The 18725-nt window shown below is 31.1% G+C and carries 22 protein-coding genes; 19 read left to right on the forward strand and 3 right to left on the reverse strand.

What is annotated here, in order from left to right; translation table 11 throughout:
* Position 1 precedes the first annotated feature (1 nt).
* Genes SOR77_RS01245 through SOR77_RS01275 form a run of 7 tightly spaced genes read left to right on the forward strand, consistent with a single transcriptional unit; the run spans position 2 to position 6369 of the window.
* Positions 2–553, forward strand: coding sequence for a DUF5317 domain-containing protein (locus SOR77_RS01245; protein ID WP_320635395.1), 552 nt, complete (start codon positions 2–4; stop codon positions 551–553).
* On the forward strand, positions 554–1384 hold the full coding sequence (gene cdaA / locus SOR77_RS01250) for a diadenylate cyclase CdaA (RefSeq protein WP_320635396.1): 831 nt from the start codon (positions 554–556) through the stop codon (positions 1382–1384).
* Positions 1368–2585, forward strand: a complete 1218-nt coding sequence (locus SOR77_RS01255) for a YbbR-like domain-containing protein (RefSeq protein ID WP_320635397.1) — start codon at positions 1368–1370, stop codon at positions 2583–2585. The genes cdaA and SOR77_RS01255 overlap by 17 nt, the downstream gene beginning before the upstream one ends.
* Positions 2586–2596: 11 nt before the next feature.
* Positions 2597–3280 carry a response regulator transcription factor gene (locus SOR77_RS01260; protein ID WP_320635398.1) on the forward strand — a complete coding sequence of 228 codons (684 nt, stop codon included), beginning with the start codon at positions 2597–2599 and terminating at the stop codon, positions 3278–3280.
* A 1-nt stretch (position 3281) separates the two neighbouring features.
* The gene (locus tag SOR77_RS01265) at positions 3282–4700 is read left to right on the forward strand and encodes a HAMP domain-containing sensor histidine kinase (RefSeq protein WP_320635399.1); all 1419 of its coding nucleotides are present in this window, start codon (positions 3282–3284) and stop codon (positions 4698–4700) included.
* Positions 4684–6054 carry a hypothetical protein gene (locus SOR77_RS01270; protein ID WP_320635400.1) on the forward strand — a complete coding sequence of 457 codons (1371 nt, stop codon included), beginning with the start codon at positions 4684–4686 and terminating at the stop codon, positions 6052–6054. The genes SOR77_RS01265 and SOR77_RS01270 overlap by 17 nt, the downstream gene beginning before the upstream one ends.
* Before the next feature lie 9 nt (positions 6055–6063).
* Entirely contained in the window at positions 6064–6369 is a 306-nt protein-coding gene (locus tag SOR77_RS01275; RefSeq protein ID WP_320635401.1) for a cytochrome C biosynthesis protein, read from the forward strand.
* A gap of 31 nt (positions 6370–6400) precedes the next feature.
* Here SOR77_RS01275 and SOR77_RS01280 read toward each other — a convergent pair whose 3' ends face one another.
* A complete protein-coding gene (locus tag SOR77_RS01280) occupies positions 6401–6667 on the reverse strand; it encodes a GIY-YIG nuclease family protein (protein ID WP_320635402.1) in 267 nt (88 codons plus the stop codon).
* Positions 6657–7277, reverse strand: coding sequence for a regulatory protein RecX (locus SOR77_RS01285; RefSeq protein ID WP_320635403.1), 621 nt, complete (start codon positions 7275–7277; stop codon positions 6657–6659). Before SOR77_RS01285 ends, SOR77_RS01280 begins: the two co-directional genes overlap by 11 nt.
* A 125-nt stretch (positions 7278–7402) precedes the next feature.
* Between SOR77_RS01285 and SOR77_RS01290 the strand changes: the two genes are divergently transcribed.
* The 12 genes from SOR77_RS01290 to SOR77_RS01345 all read left to right on the forward strand — a co-directional run bounded on the left by SOR77_RS01290 (position 7403) and on the right by SOR77_RS01345 (position 18094).
* Complete coding sequence (locus tag SOR77_RS01290; protein ID WP_320635404.1) at positions 7403–7840, forward strand: FHA domain-containing protein; 438 nt, start codon at positions 7403–7405, stop codon at positions 7838–7840.
* A 3-nt stretch (positions 7841–7843) separates the two neighbouring features.
* On the forward strand, positions 7844–9091 hold the full coding sequence (locus SOR77_RS01295) for an FtsW/RodA/SpoVE family cell cycle protein (protein ID WP_320635405.1): 1248 nt from the start codon (positions 7844–7846) through the stop codon (positions 9089–9091).
* A 2-nt stretch (positions 9092–9093) separates the two neighbouring features.
* A complete protein-coding gene (locus SOR77_RS01300; protein WP_320635406.1) occupies positions 9094–10530 on the forward strand; it encodes a penicillin-binding protein 2 in 1437 nt (478 codons plus the stop codon).
* Entirely contained in the window at positions 10530–11228 is a 699-nt protein-coding gene (gene ispD, locus SOR77_RS01305) for a 2-C-methyl-D-erythritol 4-phosphate cytidylyltransferase (protein WP_004821391.1), read from the forward strand. The genes SOR77_RS01300 and ispD overlap by 1 nt, the downstream gene beginning before the upstream one ends.
* Positions 11225–11704: a 2-C-methyl-D-erythritol 2,4-cyclodiphosphate synthase gene (ispF, locus tag SOR77_RS01310; protein ID WP_320635407.1), complete on the forward strand. Its 480-nt coding sequence runs from the start codon at positions 11225–11227 to the stop codon at positions 11702–11704. Before ispD ends, ispF begins: the two co-directional genes overlap by 4 nt.
* Entirely contained in the window at positions 11701–12357 is a 657-nt protein-coding gene (fsa, locus tag SOR77_RS01315; protein ID WP_320635408.1) for a fructose-6-phosphate aldolase, read from the forward strand. The genes ispF and fsa overlap by 4 nt, the downstream gene beginning before the upstream one ends.
* The gene (gene glpX / locus SOR77_RS01320) at positions 12357–13325 is read left to right on the forward strand and encodes a class II fructose-bisphosphatase (RefSeq protein ID WP_320635409.1); all 969 of its coding nucleotides are present in this window, start codon (positions 12357–12359) and stop codon (positions 13323–13325) included. The genes fsa and glpX overlap by 1 nt, the downstream gene beginning before the upstream one ends.
* Before the next feature lie 89 nt (positions 13326–13414).
* Positions 13415–15019 carry a transcription termination factor Rho gene (gene rho, locus SOR77_RS01325; RefSeq protein WP_414153376.1) on the forward strand — a complete coding sequence of 535 codons (1605 nt, stop codon included), beginning with the start codon at positions 13415–13417 and terminating at the stop codon, positions 15017–15019.
* Positions 15016–15765 (forward strand): RNA methyltransferase, encoded by a 750-nt coding sequence (locus tag SOR77_RS01330; RefSeq protein WP_320635411.1) that lies wholly within the window; start codon positions 15016–15018, stop codon positions 15763–15765. Before rho ends, SOR77_RS01330 begins: the two co-directional genes overlap by 4 nt.
* On the forward strand, positions 15766–16443 hold the full coding sequence (locus tag SOR77_RS01335; protein WP_320635412.1) for a DUF6873 family GME fold protein: 678 nt from the start codon (positions 15766–15768) through the stop codon (positions 16441–16443).
* A gap of 45 nt (positions 16444–16488) precedes the next feature.
* Entirely contained in the window at positions 16489–17658 is a 1170-nt protein-coding gene (locus tag SOR77_RS01340) for a M20 family metallopeptidase (RefSeq protein WP_320635413.1), read from the forward strand.
* An 85-nt stretch (positions 17659–17743) separates the two neighbouring features.
* Entirely contained in the window at positions 17744–18094 is a 351-nt protein-coding gene (locus SOR77_RS01345; protein ID WP_414153377.1) for a type II CAAX prenyl endopeptidase Rce1 family protein, read from the forward strand.
* A gap of 154 nt (positions 18095–18248) precedes the next feature.
* Here the strand turns inward: SOR77_RS01345 and SOR77_RS01350 are convergent, their stop codons facing one another.
* Positions 18249–18458: a TOBE domain-containing protein gene (locus SOR77_RS01350; protein WP_320635414.1), complete on the reverse strand. Its 210-nt coding sequence runs from the start codon at positions 18456–18458 to the stop codon at positions 18249–18251.
* Between the last annotated feature and the right edge of the window lie 267 nt (positions 18459–18725).

The following is an 18725-nucleotide window of genomic DNA, read 5'->3' on the forward strand; positions in this document are numbered from 1 at the left end:
GATGATTATTTTAGCATTTATTTTTGGGATAATAATTGCAAAAGTATTTGGGAAAACTGAATTGAACACTATAAATATAAAACATTTGTGGATTTTGATTATAGGAGTTCTAATAGATGTTATGCTCACAGTTTTTACTATATATGATTTTGGGATTTTAACTCAGTTATTTATAAATTATTATAGTTTTATACATGTGCTGTATCTTTTACTATTGGGAACAGGACTTTTATTAAATTTACAAAATAAGGGCATGAATATAATAGGAATGGGTTTTATTTTAAATTCAATTCCTATAATTCTTAATAAAAAGATGCCGGTAAAGTATGAGCTTTTAAATAAAATTCCAATTAATAGAGCTAAAGTAATACTGGAAGGTAAGAGCTTAAGCCATGGGCTTTTTGAAAATCCTAAAATATATTGGCTTTCGGATATAATTTATTTACCTTTTCCATATAAAACTATTATAAGTGTAGGAGATATATTGATAGCTGCTGGCTTGTTTTTAACAATAATAATTCAAGCGGATGTGACATTTAAACGGGAGATATAAATGAATCTACAAGAAATTTTTAATTATATACGAATAATAGATATAATAGACATTTTTATAATTGCAGTCCTAACATATAATTGTCTAAAACTTTGGCAAGGCACACGTGCGGAACAGTTAGCAAAGGGTATTATTGTAATTTTAATTTTAACTAAGCTTAGTGAATGGGGAGAGTTTTACACTATATATTGGCTGTTGGACAAGGTTATGACTTGGGGAATAGTTGCAATTTTAGTTGTGTTCCAACCTGAACTTAGAAGAGGACTTGAATTGATAGGAAGGTCTTCAAGCTCTTTTAGAAACTCAAGAGAAGTTGTAGTGGTACCTAAGACAGTTACTGAAATATGTGATGCTGTTGGTTCTTTGGCACGTCAAAAAATAGGGGCACTTATAATAATTGAAAGGCAAACGGGATTAAATGAAATTGTAGAAACCGGTACTAAAGTTGATGGCTTAGTATCTAGCAGTTTGATTATAAACATCTTTATCCCAAATACCCCGCTTCATGATGGAGCTGTTATAGTAAAAGGAGATAGAATTGTTGCGGCATCTTGTTTCTTGCCTTTAAGTGACTCGGACAATATATCTAAAGAGCTTGGAACAAGACATAGAGCGGGAATTGGTATAAGTGAAAAATCAGACTGTTTAAGTATAATGGTAAGTGAAGAAACCGGGTCTATATCTGTGGCTGAGAAAGGGAAGATTTCAAGATATTTGGATTTAGAAACATTGGAAACAATTTTAAATAAGATATACAATCCATCATTAGTAAATCAAAATGCTTTATTTAAATGGAAATTTGGCGGTGAAAAAAATGCGAAAAATGAGTAAAAATACTATGTTTAAATTTATATCTATAATATTTTCACTTTTTTTATGGTCATATGTTAGAAGTGAAGTAGATCCAGAGAGGACTGTAACTTATAAAGATATAGATGTGCGTTTTGAAAATTTAGCTGAAATAAAAGAACATAATTTAGCAATAGTCTCAAATATGAAGTTGAGAACAGACATTTCTATTTCAGGGAAAACTTCTGAAATAAGCAGAATGAATAGAGAAAATATTTCAGCTTCAGTTAATCTTTCAGGATATTCAGAAGGCGAAAGCAGTATACCGATAAAGGTAAGTTTGGATACTAGTAGTAGTGGAATTAGGGTAGTATCTAAGGAACCGTCAAGAGTTACAGTGAAGATAGACGAAGTTATAAATGAAAAAATGGAAGCATTTATATCAACTATTGGAGATTTAGAAGAGGGATATGTTCTTGGAAATATAAAGCCTTCAGAAAAAGTTGAAGTAAAGGGCCCTTCAAGTTTAGTTCATGGAATAGAAAAAATTGTTTCTGAAGTTGATGTTACAGGTATGTCTAAGAGTGGTGTAAAAACAGGTGAGATATTAGCTTACGATAAAGATGGAGTAGAAATAGAAGATGTATCTATAACGCCAAGTTCAATAGATATTGAAGTACCGGTGCTTAAGACTATGACTGTTCCAATAAGATTAAATATTGTAGGCAAGATCCCAGAGGGTATGGATACTCAAGCATTTTCTATAGAACCAAGTTCTGTAATGATTAGGGGGAATTCAGCTGTAATAAATGGCATAACTGAACTTACTACACAACCGGTAGATGTAAAGAGCTTATTAGGTAAGAGGGCTGAAGTTGGGCTTGTGCTCCCTGATGGAGTTGGGCTTGTAGATAAAGATGTAAAAATTGTGGCGTCTTCAGAAGATTTGACACCCAAGAAAACTAGCATTAATTTTTTTAAAGAAGATATAATATTTGAAAATTTAAAAGATAAAGAAGCAATATCAGATATAGACAGTTTGAACATTGAGTTTGTTCAAAAAAATGTTTTAGAAGATTTAACTATAAAAAAAGAAGATGTAAAAGTAATTTTAAACTTAAAGGATTTAGGAGTAGGATTCTATGAAGTAACACCTAAAATAGAATTTCCTGAACAATTTAAAGTAGAAGGAATAAATCCTAAAACCGTGAAAGTTGAAATAAAAAAGAAGGGAATTTTTTAAGAAGGTATAATATGACGAAAATACTTTTAGTAGAGGATGAAGAATCCATTAGAAAATTTGTTAAGATAAACTTGGAAAGAGAGCTTTATGATGTATATGAAGCTGGAACTGGAGAAGATGGAATAAGTATAGCAAGGGAAGTAAAACCGGAAATTGTTGTTCTGGATGTTATGCTTCCAGGAATAGACGGATTTGAAGTATGCCAAACACTAAGAGAAGAATTTCCAAATCTTGGCATAATAATGCTAACAGCTAAAGCTGAAGACTACGATAAAATAATGGGTTTACAGTATGGTACAGATGATTATATGACAAAGCCATTCAATCCTACAGAACTGACGCTTAGAATAAAATCTTTAGAGAGAAGACTTGAAATAGAAGATACAGAAAAAAGCATGATGATTGATGGTCCATTCAAACTTGATACTTATTCAAGAAGATTTTATAAAGATAATATTGAATTGATTTTAACTCCGACGGAGTATCAAATAATGAAAATATTTATGGAGAACCCAGGCAAAGCTTTAAAGAGAGATGAAATTTTGAAAATGGTTTGGGGAGAGGAATTCATAGGAGATTCTAAAATTGTTGATGTAAATATTAGAAGGTTACGTTCCAAAATAGAAAAAAATGCTGCCAAACCTGTATATATAGAAACAGTTTGGGGAATAGGATATAGATGGTCAGGGGTGTAAGTTGAAGTATTCAATAGGGAAAAAACTTGTAAAAAATTTCCTGTTTATTATTATACTAACAATAGCTATAATAAGCTTGTTTTTAATATTTGGATTTAGAAGTTTTTATTATTCAAATATAGAAAATGAACTTTCTTCGAGGCTCAATTTGTCCATTGATTCATTTGAAAAATTTTATTCTGACAGAACATTGGAAGATTTAATTTTAGAAGATACAGAAATGTTATGGGCTAATACTAATTCAGAAGTACAGATTTTAAATAATGACAAATATGTAATATATGATTCGATAGGGGCAATGCCAACTGATAAAATTATTACTTATGATGTAAAAGCAGCTGAAAATGGAACGAAAATAACTTATATAGGTTCAAACAATTATACAAATGACAATGTAATGGCATTGACTGGAAAATTGAGAAATTCAGCGGGAATGGACATAGGTTATTTGAGATTTATAAGTTCTTTGGAAGAACCGAATAAGGAAATATTAAAAACTTCTCTTGGAATACTAGGATTAGGATTTATAGTAGTTATTATAACTACTATAATGAGTTTGATTTTAGCAAACTCAATAGTAAAACCAATGAAAGAATTGATTTCTGTTGCAACGAAGATGGCAGATGGACAATATAAAATTAGGTCTGAGTTAAATACTCCGGACGAGTTTGGTCAGCTTGGTAGTACGTTAAATTCTATGGCTGAAGAAATAATTAAGAGAGAGCAGATAAAAAATGACTTTATATCATCAATATCACATGAACTTAGAACGCCGTTGACTTCAATAAAAGGTTGGGCGGTAGTTTTAAAAAATGCAAGAGAAGATGAGAGAACTCTTATAAATGATGGTTTGAATATAATAGAAAATGAAACTGACAGACTGTCTAAAATGGTTGAAGAACTGTTGGACTTCTCAAGATTTATTTCAGGAAGAATACAATTAGAAAAAGACACTTTGAATATTACTGATGTGCTAAATGACATAGCAAAGCAAATGAGGCCTAGAGCAGAACTTAATAAGATTGAATTTCAGTCGAATATAGACCCTGAGAAAGCAATTTTAATAGGAGATGAAAATAGGATAAGACAATTACTTATAAATTTATTAGATAATGCTATTAAATTTACAGCAACTGATGGGTTTGTTAGATTGACATCAAACGTATTAGAAAATGTTATAGTAGTCTTGATAACTGACAATGGGCAAGGAATAGATAAGGATGAAATTCAACATGTAAAAGAAAAGTTTTATAAGGGAAAACATTCAAAGAGTCATAGTGGTATAGGCCTTTCAATAGCTGATGAGATTGCCCATCTACATCAAGGTGAGTTAAATATCTATTCTGAAAAAAATATTGGGACTACTGTAAAGGTAACTCTTCCTATAATAAAGGTACAAAAAGATGAAGAAGAAAATTAAAATTTTAACATTTTTGTTTATGATTATGACTCTTACAGGATGTTCTTTTATAAACACTAATATGAGAAACATAACTGAGCCAAAGATCAATAAAACTCCAATAAATGGGAGTTGGACTGTTACAAAAGTCATATTTGTAAAAAATGATAGAGAATATTTTGATTACAAAGATAAAATAGGCTCAGATGTATATTTTTCCAATAAGGGTTTTATAATAGATGGATATTATTTTGAGAATCCTTCGATAAGGTCTAAGGTGGTAAATACAGAGAAATTTTTGGGAAGAAAATATCAAATTGAACCAAGTGCATTGGGTATTGACAAAGAAAAACTAACTATTGTCAACTTATATAACTCAAAAGATTTGGTTTATCAGATTTTGAAGGTTGAAGAAAATGAAAGTTATGTATATTTAGATGGAGTATTTTTACAATTATCAAGAGTATCTGAAGATATCAGTGAAGAGGAATTTGAAAGTATAAAAAGTAGAGGAGAATCAAAACTTATAAACTTAAAAGAACAACTTGATGCAAATTCAAAAGATAATGGTATTTTATTGGGAATAAAATATAAAAATGAAAACAATATAAAATACAGAAGTTTTTACTTGAAATTCAACAATGATGATTTGGAATCTGTTGAAGAATCAAAAGGTTTAAAAATTCCGACTGATGAAGGATTATTATCTATAGATGAAGATAATAAACAAGTTACATTGAAAAATGAAAATGGAGAAGAAAAAAAAGAAAATTTAGATTCAGATTCTGAAATTAATGAAATAATGTATGCTTCAGATGATTATTTAAGCTTGAGAAAAGAGACTATAGAGGGCAGAAATAGTTTGGTTTTTAAGTATACAGACGATATTGAAAAAGATAGAGGTATTCCTTTTTCAAAATTAATTGATGATGGAGATAAAGTTTTTAAAAAGCAAGCATTAAAATACGGTGAAGAAGGATATATAAACGATGTTAATTTTGGGATAAAGAGAAAAGATGGAAAGTTTATGGTATTCGGTCTTATGTCGTATAGAGATTCTGCCAAAGAAGATGTGTGGTTTGATTTAGGAGTAGATATAAATAGAATTCTTGATCATACAGCAGAACTCAATATGCCTTTTGAAAATATCAAAACATATTTACCTGATTTAAGAGATGCCGTCATCTCATCTAACAATAGATTTATTGTGACTATGGAAAATAGTACTTTGAACATTTATAATATAGTTAACGCAGAATTAGGTTCGAAAAAAATATATTCTATAGAAATACCACAAGGTTCTGAAATTGTTCAGATTGAAAGATATGTAGGAAATAACTCAATTGAAGTTAGAAAAAAATTAAATACAAATTAGAGGTGTAAGATGTCGAAAATTATGGAACTTGTTGGAGGAAATACAGAATTTATAATGCTTTCGATTTATGCAATAGTCATCACTATAGCAGTTACAATTGCTATTAGTATGGTAGCTAAAAGGCTTAAGTTTGCAAAGTATTTACCTGGTATTTTTCTAATTACAATAGGAATATTTGTATTATTTTCTGTAATAAATGATTTATTTAATCCAGCCAATGTAAATTCGATAGCAATATTTTTAATAGGGTGTTCAAGTGGCGTTATTTCGCTTTTAGTTGCCCTAATTTTTGGAATAGTACAAAACGGAAGATAAATTAAACTCCTGATAAAATTTCAGGAGTTCTTTATTTTGGAGGTTTAAAGTTTTTTATTAAAAGAAGTTTTTTATCCCTACTTAAATTTTTTATAGCATATTCTCTTTTTAAAGCTTCACTTTTGGTGTTGAAAATTTCATAAAACACTAACTCTACGGGAGTTCTAGCACGAGTGTATTTTGCTCCGGTTTTATTGTTGTGAGTAGCGACTCTTTTTTCTAAGTTTATAGTGTATCCACAATAGAGAGAATCATCTCTACACTTTAATAGGTATACATAATATTTTTTATCTATCATATTTAAAGTCAAACTCTTTTAAAATTTCTTTTATCATATCGTATTGATACCCCTTGTAAATAAGGTGGTTTATCAATTTTGATTTTGTGTTGTGGTCTTTTTTTAAAGTATTGAATTTTTTTTGAGCATGGAGTTTTAAATTTTCAAATTCAATATCTTCGTCTAAATCAAGAACGGCTATTTCGGCAAGATCTTTATCTATCCCATGCATTAATAAATGATTTTTGATTTTATTTCTACCGTATTTATTAATTTTGAGCTTGTCGTGAACAAAAGCAGAGGCATATTTTTTATCATCAATATAGCCTTTTTCAATTAAATAATTGGAAGTGAGTTCAACAATATCTTCATCATAACCTTTTTTCGAGAGATAGTCTTTAACTTCTCTAACTGTTTTTTTATTTTGTATATATCTAAATACAGAGTTTGCTGCTTCAAATTTTTGATTTTGTTTTCTTATATTTGAAATTTCATCATCTTCTATTTCCATGCCTTTGTATAAATTAAATTTGACCAGTGTATCTTCAACGACTTCTACACCAGTCCCATTACTAAAAAATATGGAATATTTTTTATTTTTATTTAGAAATACAATTTTTTCAATAATCATTTTATCACCTAATTAAATTTTAACATTTTTGAGTGGTAAAAGCTTGATTTTAATTAATATTGTTATAGTTTTAAAGTATTTCCATTTATGATATTATATTTAATAGAAATTTATAGAGGTGCACAATGTTTGAAATAATCTCACAAGGTTTAAGATATGTATTCATAGTTATAATATATTTATTTTTATTAAGTATTATAAGACTTATATACATGGATATAAAAAAAATGGATATGAAAGGATCTTATATGGATGCAGCTTATTTAAAAGTTGTGAATCGATTAGACTCTTTAGATTTTAAAATGGATGAATTTTACGTTTTAAAAGGCATTACAGTTATAGGAAGATCTTCAAAGTGTGATATTACTATAAAAGATAAATTTGTTTCAAAAGAACATATTGAAATCAGGGAAGAAGATGGGGTTTATTTCTTAGAAGATTTAAATTCTGCAAATGGCACTTTTTTAAATGGTGAGGAAGTTCACGATATAATAGAATTGAGAAACGGGGATAAAATTGGTGTGGGATTCATACAACTTTTATTCGTGGATGACAGGGGGTAGAAGATGATTAGTAAAGTTTTTAGATCTGATCAACCAAGAAATCTACTCTTAGTATTTGAAATTTTAGCAGTGCTATTGCTTTTCTTTTTTAATAACCAACATGTAGACAAATATATAGTAATATTATTTTTTGGGCTAATTTCAGTAATTTATATTTCAAATTTTATATTAGGTAGGATATCAACTGGGGACAATTATATTTTCCTCATTGTTTCCATGCTGTTAACCATAGGGATTTTGACCATATACAGATTAAATCCTGATTTAGGTCTTAAACAGTTAGTATGGGCATTGGTTGGTATATTAGTTTTTTATATAACTTATTTTGTGATGAGAGCTCTTAGAAAAATAGAGAATTGGACATATTTTTATGTGGCGATTTCTTTGTTTTTATTCTTCATAACTTTGGTGTTTGGAGTTGAAAGAGGGGGTTCAAAAAACTGGATAAAGCTTAGTGAAAGTGTTTTATTACAGCCTACAGAGCTTACAAAAATAGTATTAGTATTTTTAATAGCATCTTATTACACAGAGTATCAATACAAAATACCAAAGAAATTTAAGTATAAATCTGTTTTGTTGATGGGAGTAGTGTATTTTTTAATAGGGCTACTTTTTATACAAAAGGACCTGGGAACAGCAGCAATATTTCTTTCAATTTTTTCAGGTATACAATTTATATATGAAGAAGATAGAAAGATGATTTTGTTAAATATTCTTTTAGTTATAGTGGGTAGTGTTGTAGGATATTTTTTGTTTAGACATGTGAGAGTTAGAATAGGAATTTGGTTAGATCCGTGGAATCCTGAGACAATATATAAGAGCTCGGCTCAAATAGTTCAATCTCTATTTGCTATTGCTGAAGGGGGATTCTTTGGCAAGGGAATTGGTTTAGGATCTCCTAAGCTGGTTCCGGTAGGAAGCTCAGATTTTATATTCCCGGTTATATGTGAAGAGATGGGAATATTTGCCGGAATTGGAATTATAATGTTGTTTTTATTGCTTGCATATAGAGCTGTAAAAATAAGCATAAGACAAGAATTTAAATTTTACAGAATACTTGCAATAGGCATTGGAATTTTATTTGCAGTACAATGCTTTTTAAACATAGGTGGAGTAATAAAACTTATACCTATGACAGGTTTGACATTGCCGTTTGTATCTTATGGCGGTTCTTCAATGCTTTCAAGTTTCATAGCTCTTGGGGTTCTACAGGTAACAAGTGAAGATATGTCATATAAGTACGAGGGATAGAGATGAATATAAAAGAAAATAGGAGAATGTTAGTGGTCCTTGTGGGGCTTATTATAATGTTCTTAGGTTTGATATTTTATTTGAGTTATTTTACAATATTTGATGCTAAAGAAATTGTAAAACATCCTGCCAATAGGCGTGATGCAATTAAAGTTGCAGCTTTGAAGAGAGGGACTATAGTAGATAGGAATGGAGAAGTACTAGCCCAAACCGAAGGAGAAAAGTATAAATATACTAGAGTTTATCCTCATCCAAGGGCCTATGCACATATAGTTGGGTATTCAAGTAAGACTAAGGGCAGTTCCGGGTTAGAAGCCTCATATAGCAAACAACTTTTGGGGATTGAAGGTTCCGGTACATTGAAGTCAATCCGTGCATTCTTTAATAATAAAGTAGATTCTGATGTTGGAAATGATTTGACATTGACAACAAGCACTAAAATACAACAGTATATAAGAGATAAATTAGCTGAAAGTGGAGAAAAGGGTGCAGCTGTTGTTATGAATCCGAAAACTGGAGAAATTTTAGGAATGGTGTCTTATCCGGACTTTAATATTCAAAACATAGATTCTGATTATAGCGCCATAGTTGAGCAAAATAATGGTGCGTTTTTTAATAATGCAATTCAAGGGGGATATGCTCCGGGTTCTATTTTTAAGATAATATCTACTGCAGCAATAATAGAATCTGGAATAGACCAAAAGTATAAAGATACTGGAGAAGAAGAAATTTTGGGCCGTGCAATAAAAAATGCAGGTGGAAAAGAGTATGGAGATCTTAATTTAAATAAAGCATTTACTCATTCTGTAAATACTTATTTTGCAAATAAAGTTGCAGAAGTTGGAAAAGATAAATTTGTAGAAGTTGCAGAGAGATTTATGATGAATAAAAAAGTGGACTTTGATTTAAATACAAATACAACTTATCTTGCAAAATCTTCGTTCAATTCCGCGCATTGGGATCAACATGCTTTGGCGAGTGCCGGTATAGGGCAGGCAGATATTCTAACTACGCCATTAGAAATGTGTATGGTAGCATCTGCAATAGCTAATGAGGGAAAGATGATGGCTCCATACTTGGTAAGTAATATAAAATCACCTGAAGGTTCTAATATATTTACAAGAGAACCACAAGTTTTATCAGAAGCAGTATCTCCGGAAGTTGCGAAACAGATAGGTGATATGATGGTGAATGTAGTGCGAAGTGGTTCCGGGAAAACTGCCAAAATAAGAAGAGCTCAAGTTGCAGGAAAGACTGGGACAGCGCAGATATCTAAGGATGCAGATAAGTATAATGCTTGGTTTGTAGGATATGCACCTGCAAAAGACCCTGAAGTTGCTGTAGCAGTAATTATTCAAAACGTTGAACAATTTGGAGGAGAAATAGCAGCCCCTATAGCTGGAGATATAATAAATTATTCACTGGGAGTGTTGGACTGATGATAAATGGGCAATATGTGAGCGCTATGGTGGCAGCAGCTGGAATGGGTAGAAGAATGAAAACTGATTTAAATAAACAGTTTTTAGAAATAAGCGGGGATAAGATATTATCTCATACATTAAAAAAGATATTGGAGTCAAAATATATTGATCATTTGACAATTATAATAAAGGATACAGACTTGAACTATTTGAATGGCATATTGGAAACCTTAAAAATAAATATACCTTATAATATAGTATACGGTGGAACGGAAAGACAGGATTCAATTTACAATGGTCTTTTACAAATTCCAGATAATACAAAAATAGTTTTGACACACGATGGAGCAAGGCCTCTAGTTAAACCATCTAAGATAGATGAAGTTATAGAAGCGGCTTTTGAAACAGGAGCTGCAACTCTTGCAAATACAGTTAAAGACACTATAAAAATTTCTCACAATGGTAAAACTGTAGACTACACTCCAAATAGAAATGAACTTTGGGCAGTGCAAACTCCACAGGTATTTTTTAAAGAAGTTTTGATGAGTGCTTATAATCAAGCTTATCAAGAAGGCTATTATGGAACGGATGATTGTTCTTTGGTGGAAAAAACCGGAAGAAAAGTTAAATTGGTTTGGAATGACTATGGTAACTTAAAGATAACTACTCCAGAAGACTTAATTTTAGCCGAAGCATTAATAGGAAGTGACATATGAAGATAGGCATAGGGTATGATGTACACAAATTAGTTGAAGGAAGGGATTTGTTCCTTGGCGGTCTGAAAATAGAATATGAAAAGGGACTTTTGGGACATTCAGATGCAGATGTTTTGATACATGCGATAATGGATGCAATTTTGGGAGCTCTTGCCTTGGGAGATATTGGCAAATTATTTCCTGACACTGACATGGCATACAAAGATATAGATTCTAAAATCTTACTAGAAAGAGTTGTTGAAGTTATGGAATCTAAAGGTTATATGATAGGGAATTTAGATTCTATAGTTATTTGCGAAGAACCTAAGTTAAAAAATCATATAGAAGCTATTAGAACTATATTGGCTAAAATTTTAAAGACAGACGTTGAAAATGTGTCTATAAAAGCCACAACAACTGAAAAATTAGGATTTGAAGGAAGGAAAGAAGGAATAGCGGCACAAAGTGTTGTGCTATTAGAGAGGAGAAATATATGAAATTTTTTATCGATACTGCAGATGTAGAAGAAATAAGAGAAATTAATTCATGGGGAGTTGTTTCAGGAGTAACTACAAACCCGAGTTTAATAGCAAAAGAGGGAAAAGTTTTTGAAGATGTTGTCAAAGAAATCACTGAAATAGTAGACGGACCAATTTCTGCAGAAGTAACAGCACTTGATGCAGAGACCATGGTTGCTCAAGCTATGGAACTTGTAAAGATTTCAGATAATATTGTAATTAAGATTCCAATGACAGATGAAGGATTAAAAGCAGTTAAAGTATTGTCTAAAGAAGGTATAAAGACAAATGTAACTTTGATATTTTCTGCTAATCAAGCACTTTTGGCAGCAAGAGCCGGTGCTAGCTATGTAAGTCCATTTATAGGCAGACTTGATGATATAGGACAAGATGGAATGGAGCTCATCAGAGATTTAGCTCTAATTTTTAGTATTTATGGTATTGAAACAGAAGTTATTGCAGCTTCAGTAAGACACACAGGCCACGTTTTAGAGTGTATGAAGGCTGGAGCGGATATTGCAACAATACCTTACAAAGTTTTCAAACAAATGCTTTCACATCCTTTAACTAATTCAGGGATAGAGAAGTTTTTAGAAGATTTTAAAACAGTTAAGACAAAAGGAGAATTTTAATGAACAGAAATTTAGCGCTTAATTTAGCAAGAGTTACAGAGGCAGCGGCAATAAATGCGGCAAAATGGCTTGGCAAAGGAGATAAAAACGGAGCTGACGGAGCAGCTGTAGATGCCATGAGAAGAATGCTTGATCAAATCGAAGTCGATGCAGAAGTTGTAATCGGAGAAGGTGAGATGGATGAAGCACCTATGCTTTACATAGGTGAAAAAATTGGTGAAGGCAAATTAAATGCAGATAAAGTTGATATTGCAGTGGATCCGGTTGACGGAACAACAGCAGTTTCAAAGGGTATGAACAATGCAATAGCTGTAATAGCAATGGCGCCAAGAGGATGTCTATTATTTGCACCAGATGTGTATATGGATAAAATAGCATGTGGGCCTAAAGCTAAAGGGTGTATAAATTTAAATGATTCTCCAACCGAAAATATAAAGAGAGTGGCTAAAGCATTAGATAAAAATGTTGAAGACATAACAGTTGCAATACTAGATAGAGAACGTCATCAAAAAATAGTAGATGAGGTTAGAACGCTTGGTGCAAAAATAAAATCTTTCTCAGAAGGAGATATCATAACTGCAGTTGAAACTTGTTTTGAAGATTCAGGGGTTGATTTATTACTTGGAATAGGTGGAGCACCTGAAGGAGTAATAGCAGCAGCGGCAATCAAGTGTCTTGGTGGAGATTTCCAAGGAAGACTTGCGCCATCAGATGAAGAACAAGTTGAAAGATGTAAAACTTTAAATGCTGATTTAGATAAAATTTATACAATAGATGATCTAGTAAAGGGCGATGAAGTTGTATTCTCAGCAACTGGAGTTTCAAAAGGGGAACTTTTAGATGCAGTTAAATTTATTTCAAAAGATGTTGCTACTACTGAAACATTAGTGCTCAGACTTCCAAGTGGTACAGCAAGATACGTAAAATCACAACACAAACTATCTCAAAAACCTGAATATGCTAAGTAATTTTGGAGGGAAAATTGCCTAATAATAGTTTCAATAGCGAAGTATTAAATAATAAAACTATAGATGATTTAAGAAATATAGCGGTTTCCATGGGGTTAATAGACCATAAGTCTTTAACCCGCGGAGACTACTATAATTATATAGTAAGTGGTAAAAAGCCAATAATAGATAGTTATGACGAAGAATTTTTAGAAAAGTTATCTTTAATTGATTTGAGAAAAATTGCCACAGATATGGGTGTGCAGAGCTCATACAAATTAAAGAAAGAAGAATTGATTAAAACCATTTTAGAAACTCAAGTTAACTTATCAGATCAAGATATAAACAGATCCAAACTTAATTCAATGACACTTATAAAACTTCGAGAAATGGCAGATGAACTTGGAGTAGAAAAATCATATACATTAAAGAAACAAGAGATAGTAGATAGAATTTTAAATATTCAATCTGACCAAGACGCAGAAGAATTTAATGAATTTTATGAAGATTTTATTTCAGAAGATACTAATGAGAAAGAGACAATAGATGTTTCAGAGTTATCAGACAATGCAACAGAAATAGTTGAGGATATGGAAGATATAAATTATGTGAGTGGTATCTTAGATTTATATCAAGATGGATATGGGTTTTTAAGAGTAAATAATTATATTCCGGGAGAAGGCGATATATATGTTTCTCCGAGTCAGATTAGAAGGTTTAGACTTAGAAATGGAGATGAAATAGTAGGTGTGCCTAGACCTGATAAAGAAGGAGAATCCTACAATGCACTAATATATATTAAATCAGTAAATGGAATAGAGCCTAATAAGATTGTAAAAAGACCTTATTTTGATAATTTGACCCCAATTTATCCTAATCAAAGATACATTCTTGAAAGTGATCCAAAAGACACTGCAACAAGAATGATCGATTTGATAGCCCCAATAGGAAAAGGTCAAAGAGGGCTTATAGTATCTCAACCAAAGAGCGGTAAGACTACACTTTTGAAAAAAATAGCATCTTCAATTTCTAAAAACTATCCTGAAGCACATTTAATGGTTTTACTAATAGATGAAAGGCCGGAAGAAGTTACAGATATGATGAGATCTGTAAAGGGAGAAGTAATCTATTCAACATTTGATGAACAACCTAAAAATCATACAAAGGTTGCTGAAGCTGCAATAGAGAGGGCGAAGAGATTAGCTGAACAGAAAAAGGACGTAATAATTTTGCTCGATTCACTTACAAGACTTACAAGAGCATATAATTTAATAACTCCGGCAAGTGGAAAAACACTATCAGGTGGACTTGATCCACTTTCGCTACACAAGCCAAAGCGATTTTTTGGAGCTGCAAGAAATGTTGAAGAAGGAGGCTCTCTTACAATATTGGCAACTGCTTTAGTAGACACAGGCTCAAGAATGGACGATGTAATATTTGAAGAATTTAAAGGTACCGGAAATATGGAAGTTCATTTAGATAGAAAGTTGTCTGAAAAGAGAATTTTCCCTGCAATTGACATTTTCAAATCAGGTACTAGAAAAGAAGAGTTACTATTGAATGAAGAAGAAATGGAATTTAACTGGGCAGTTAGAAGAGCTATGAACAGTGAGTCAACACAAGAGCTCACAGAATATTTATTAGATACAATTCAAAAATATGACAAGAATAAGGATTTGTTGAGAGTTTCAATAGAGAAGTTGAATAAAATATGATAAATATAAATAGCAAAGAAAATAAAATTTATAAATATTTAAAATCACTACAACAAAAGAAATACAGAGATAAAGAAAATTTATTTTATATAGAGGGCTTCGTTGTTTTAAATGAAGCTCTTCAATATAAAATTCCAAAATTTATAGCTGTGAGCGAATCTAAACTTTCAGAGCTTTTGGAATTAAATATAAAAACTGAAATTTATATAATATCAGATAAAATATTTAAAGGCCTTTCAGATACAGTTAATTCACAAGGTGTGATAGCATACTTTGAGCAAATTCACAGTACGGGAATAGAAAGTATAAGAGATGGAAAATATATATTGCTTGACGATGTGAGAGACCCAGGAAACGTTGGTGGGATTATAAGAAGTGCTGATGGTTTTGGAGTTAAGCTTATTATGACACCGGAGTGCGTTGAACTATACAATCCAAAACTCATTCGCTCAACAATGGCATCTATCTTTAGAACCGAAATTCACATTTTAAAAGAAAAAGCAGAAGTTTTAAAACTCAGAGAAAAAGGTTTTGAAATTATAGTTACAGATGTAAACGGTGGGGAAATATCCAAAGACTTTGAATTTAAAAAAGATACTGTATTAGTTTTGGGAAATGAAGCAAAGGGAGTTTCAAAAGAAATTTCAAGTTTGGCCGACAGAAAAATATATATAAAAACTCAAAACATTGAATCGTTGAATGTAAACGTAGCGGGCTCAATATTGATGTATGAGATGATGAGATAAATGATAGTTGTAGATTACTATACAAACGAAACAATTAAAACTAAATTAAAAAATTATGGTGAAGTTGTAACCACACTTCCTAATTCAAAAATATATGAGGGAATAGATGCACACCCTGACATTCTAATAAGAAAGTTAGACGAAGAAACCATTGCTGTGGATTCACAAAATATAGAGTATTATTCGAATATTTTTAAGAACAAAAAAATAATTCAAATTGAAAATATTCAAAGTCCATATCCAAACCATGTAAAACTTAATTTTGCAGTTTATAAAAATCTTTTTATTCATAATTTAAAATTTACAGATAAAAAAGTTTTGGAATTTTATAAAGAGAGAGATTTTAACCTTATAGATGTAAAGCAAGGCTATACAAAATGCAATCTTGCAGTTGGTAAAAATTGTCTAGTAACTTCAGATGTTGATATTTATGAAAAATTAAAAAATATTTCAAATATATTGTTGATTGAGCACAAACAAATTGAACTTAGAAATTTTGAATACGGTTTTATTGGCGGTGCGACAGGTTTAGTAGGAGATAGATTGTTTTTTACAGGTGTATTAGAAGGGCATTCATCAAAAGATAAAATTATAAAATTTTTAGAAGCTAATAATGAAAATTTTGAGTTTTTAACAGAAAGTAATATAATCGATATAGGAAGTATTATCGAGATTTAGATTTAGAGTCTGATTTATTTCAGGCTCTTTTTTATAGAGGAAGAAATGAATATAGAACTTACAAGAGAAGAAGAAAACAAAATTTTAGAATTTAGACACCATATGCACGAATATCCAGAACTTTCTAATATGGAGTTCAACACTACAAAAAATATAAAAGAAATTTTGAGTACAATTGATGGAGTTGAGATAATTCCACTTGACGTTGAAACGGGAGTGGTTGCTAAAATAAAAGGAGCTAAAGAGGGGAAGACCATAGGGATTAGATGTGATATAGATGCAATCAGCCAAACAGAAAAGTATAATTGGGAGTATAAGTCAAAAGTTGATGGAGTAATGCATGCTTGTGGTCATGATTTTCATACTGCTTCGCTACTTGGAGCGGCAATAATTTTGAGTAAATTGAGAAGTAAAATGCAAGGAAATACTATTTTACTTTTCCAAAAAGCTGAAGAGACTACCACTGGTGCAAAAGAAATGTTAGAAGCAGGACTTTTAGAAATTACAAAACCGGATATGTTCTTCGGTCTACACAATTGGCCTTTAGTATCTGCAGGAAAAGTAATTTGCAAAAATGGAGCACTTATGTCAGCAAAGACAAATTTGGAAATAGAAATTATTGGAAGAGGAGGACACGGTTCAATGCCTCATTTAAATATTGACCCAATAGTTTGTACTTCAGCTGTGATAATGTCTTTACAAACTGTTTTGAGTAGAAATATAGACCCTTTTGAACAAGTTGTATTTTCTATAAATTATGTAAACGGCGGGAGTAAAGAAAATTTAGTTGTAGACAATACAATAATGACAGCTACAATTCGTTCGTTGAGTAGTGAAGCTATGACAAGAGCCAAAGATAGAATGGAGAGAATTGTAAAAGACACTTGTTCCGCCTATGAATGTGATTATAAAATTACATACCATGAAGATATCCCTCTAACGTTCAATTCAGAAGAAATGTATAATTTAGCCGTTAAAGCTGCTGGGAAAATAGTTGGAAGAGAAGATATAATTGATATAAAACCGACAATGGCTAGTGAAGACTTTGCAATTATAATGCAAAACGTTCCGTCATTTATGTATTGGTTTGGAAGTGGAATAGTTGGCGCAGAAAATCAAGCACTACACCATTCATATTATCATGCAGCAGATAGTGGAATAAAAACAGCATCCGAAGTTTTGGCAAGTGCAGTTATAACAGCTCAAGGCTTGTAGAACTACAATATACTGTATTAAAGTTTATTTTTATTTGTAATTTTGAGTAATTTAATTCAAAATTTTTTGATAATTATTACTATACATTTATTATAGAGCCAATAAACTAAATGAAAAATATATCGTATTTATCATGGCAGTACCATTTGGGATTATTCATTTAGAGACTGTTTTAATGGCTTTATTTGCTATTGTAGGTGGATTTGTATTAGGATTACTTTATATAAAAAGTAAAAATTTAATTTATCAAATAATACTTAATTTTATAATAGATACTGATCCAATTATTACGGGGCCTATTCTTGAATCTATTTTTAAAATTGTTAATGTAGGAGATTATGTATATCCTATGGCGTATTTAATAATGTTTTTAATATTTTTTGTTGGTTATTTGATAATGAGAAATATATTAAATAGACAAAGTTTGAAAGAATAAGTTATATGTAAATTAAAGAGAATCATAATGAGCTAATGAACAAAAAAGTAAGTATTATAAATTGCTATAACTATTAGTGTATAATGGAATTAAAAAAACCAGGAAATTTCTCCTGGATTTTTTGTACTATCAAAAAGGTAATTCCTTCTCTTATTTATTCAACACCAACCATTACGTTGCTTGCTTTTACGATTGCGCTTGCTTCTTTTCCAACTTCAAGACCAAATTCTTCGATAACAGTATTTGTAATAGATGAAGTGATTACTACATCATTTCCAAGGTCGATTTTAACGATTCCGTTAACTGCTCCCTTTTGAATTTCAACAACTTTACCTTTAAACACGTTACGTGCGCTAATTTTCATAATTTTTCCTTCTTAAAAAATTTTGCTTTTATATTATACCCATTACTCATAAAATGTAAATTGAATTAAGGAAAATAAAATTATTGATTATTTTCCCAAGTTGTGCTATCATATCTTACAACGTTGAAGGGACGAGTAGTATAACTATCTCTTTAGAGAGGAGCCGGTTGGTGAAAGGCTTTGAGTAACGATATGAAAACTAACCCTGAGTACTTCGGTAATGCGAAGCGTGTAGGTCGCGATAAGACTTTTGAGGAGCAATTAAGG

Origin of the sequence: Peptoniphilus sp., assembly GCF_034090345.1 — a bacterium.
GTDB lineage: Bacteria > Bacillota > Clostridia > Tissierellales > Peptoniphilaceae > Peptoniphilus.

Coding starts and splice junctions, on each gene's coding strand:
- SOR77_RS01280 (WP_320635402.1), bottom strand. CDS start 6,667: ATGATAGATAAAAAATATTATGTATACCTATTAAAGTGTAGAGATGAT.
- glpX (WP_320635409.1), top strand. CDS start 12,357: ATGAACAGAAATTTAGCGCTTAATTTAGCAAGAGTTACAGAGGCAGCG.
- SOR77_RS01255 (WP_320635397.1), top strand. CDS start 1,368: ATGCGAAAAATGAGTAAAAATACTATGTTTAAATTTATATCTATAATA.
- SOR77_RS01290 (WP_320635404.1), top strand. CDS start 7,403: ATGTTTGAAATAATCTCACAAGGTTTAAGATATGTATTCATAGTTATA.
- SOR77_RS01275 (WP_320635401.1), top strand. CDS start 6,064: ATGTCGAAAATTATGGAACTTGTTGGAGGAAATACAGAATTTATAATG.
- SOR77_RS01245 (WP_320635395.1), top strand. CDS start 2: ATGATTATTTTAGCATTTATTTTTGGGATAATAATTGCAAAAGTATTT.
- fsa (WP_320635408.1), top strand. CDS start 11,701: ATGAAATTTTTTATCGATACTGCAGATGTAGAAGAAATAAGAGAAATT.
- rho (WP_414153376.1), top strand. CDS start 13,415: ATGGGGTTAATAGACCATAAGTCTTTAACCCGCGGAGACTACTATAAT.
- SOR77_RS01295 (WP_320635405.1), top strand. CDS start 7,844: ATGATTAGTAAAGTTTTTAGATCTGATCAACCAAGAAATCTACTCTTA.
- ispF (WP_320635407.1), top strand. CDS start 11,225: ATGAAGATAGGCATAGGGTATGATGTACACAAATTAGTTGAAGGAAGG.
- SOR77_RS01340 (WP_320635413.1), top strand. CDS start 16,489: ATGAATATAGAACTTACAAGAGAAGAAGAAAACAAAATTTTAGAATTT.
- SOR77_RS01260 (WP_320635398.1), top strand. CDS start 2,597: ATGACGAAAATACTTTTAGTAGAGGATGAAGAATCCATTAGAAAATTT.
- ispD (WP_004821391.1), top strand. CDS start 10,530: ATGATAAATGGGCAATATGTGAGCGCTATGGTGGCAGCAGCTGGAATG.
- SOR77_RS01335 (WP_320635412.1), top strand. CDS start 15,766: ATGATAGTTGTAGATTACTATACAAACGAAACAATTAAAACTAAATTA.
- SOR77_RS01350 (WP_320635414.1), bottom strand. CDS start 18,458: ATGAAAATTAGCGCACGTAACGTGTTTAAAGGTAAAGTTGTTGAAATT.
- SOR77_RS01285 (WP_320635403.1), bottom strand. CDS start 7,277: ATGATTATTGAAAAAATTGTATTTCTAAATAAAAATAAAAAATATTCC.
- SOR77_RS01270 (WP_320635400.1), top strand. CDS start 4,684: ATGAAGAAGAAAATTAAAATTTTAACATTTTTGTTTATGATTATGACT.
- cdaA (WP_320635396.1), top strand. CDS start 554: ATGAATCTACAAGAAATTTTTAATTATATACGAATAATAGATATAATA.
- SOR77_RS01330 (WP_320635411.1), top strand. CDS start 15,016: ATGATAAATATAAATAGCAAAGAAAATAAAATTTATAAATATTTAAAA.
- SOR77_RS01300 (WP_320635406.1), top strand. CDS start 9,094: ATGAATATAAAAGAAAATAGGAGAATGTTAGTGGTCCTTGTGGGGCTT.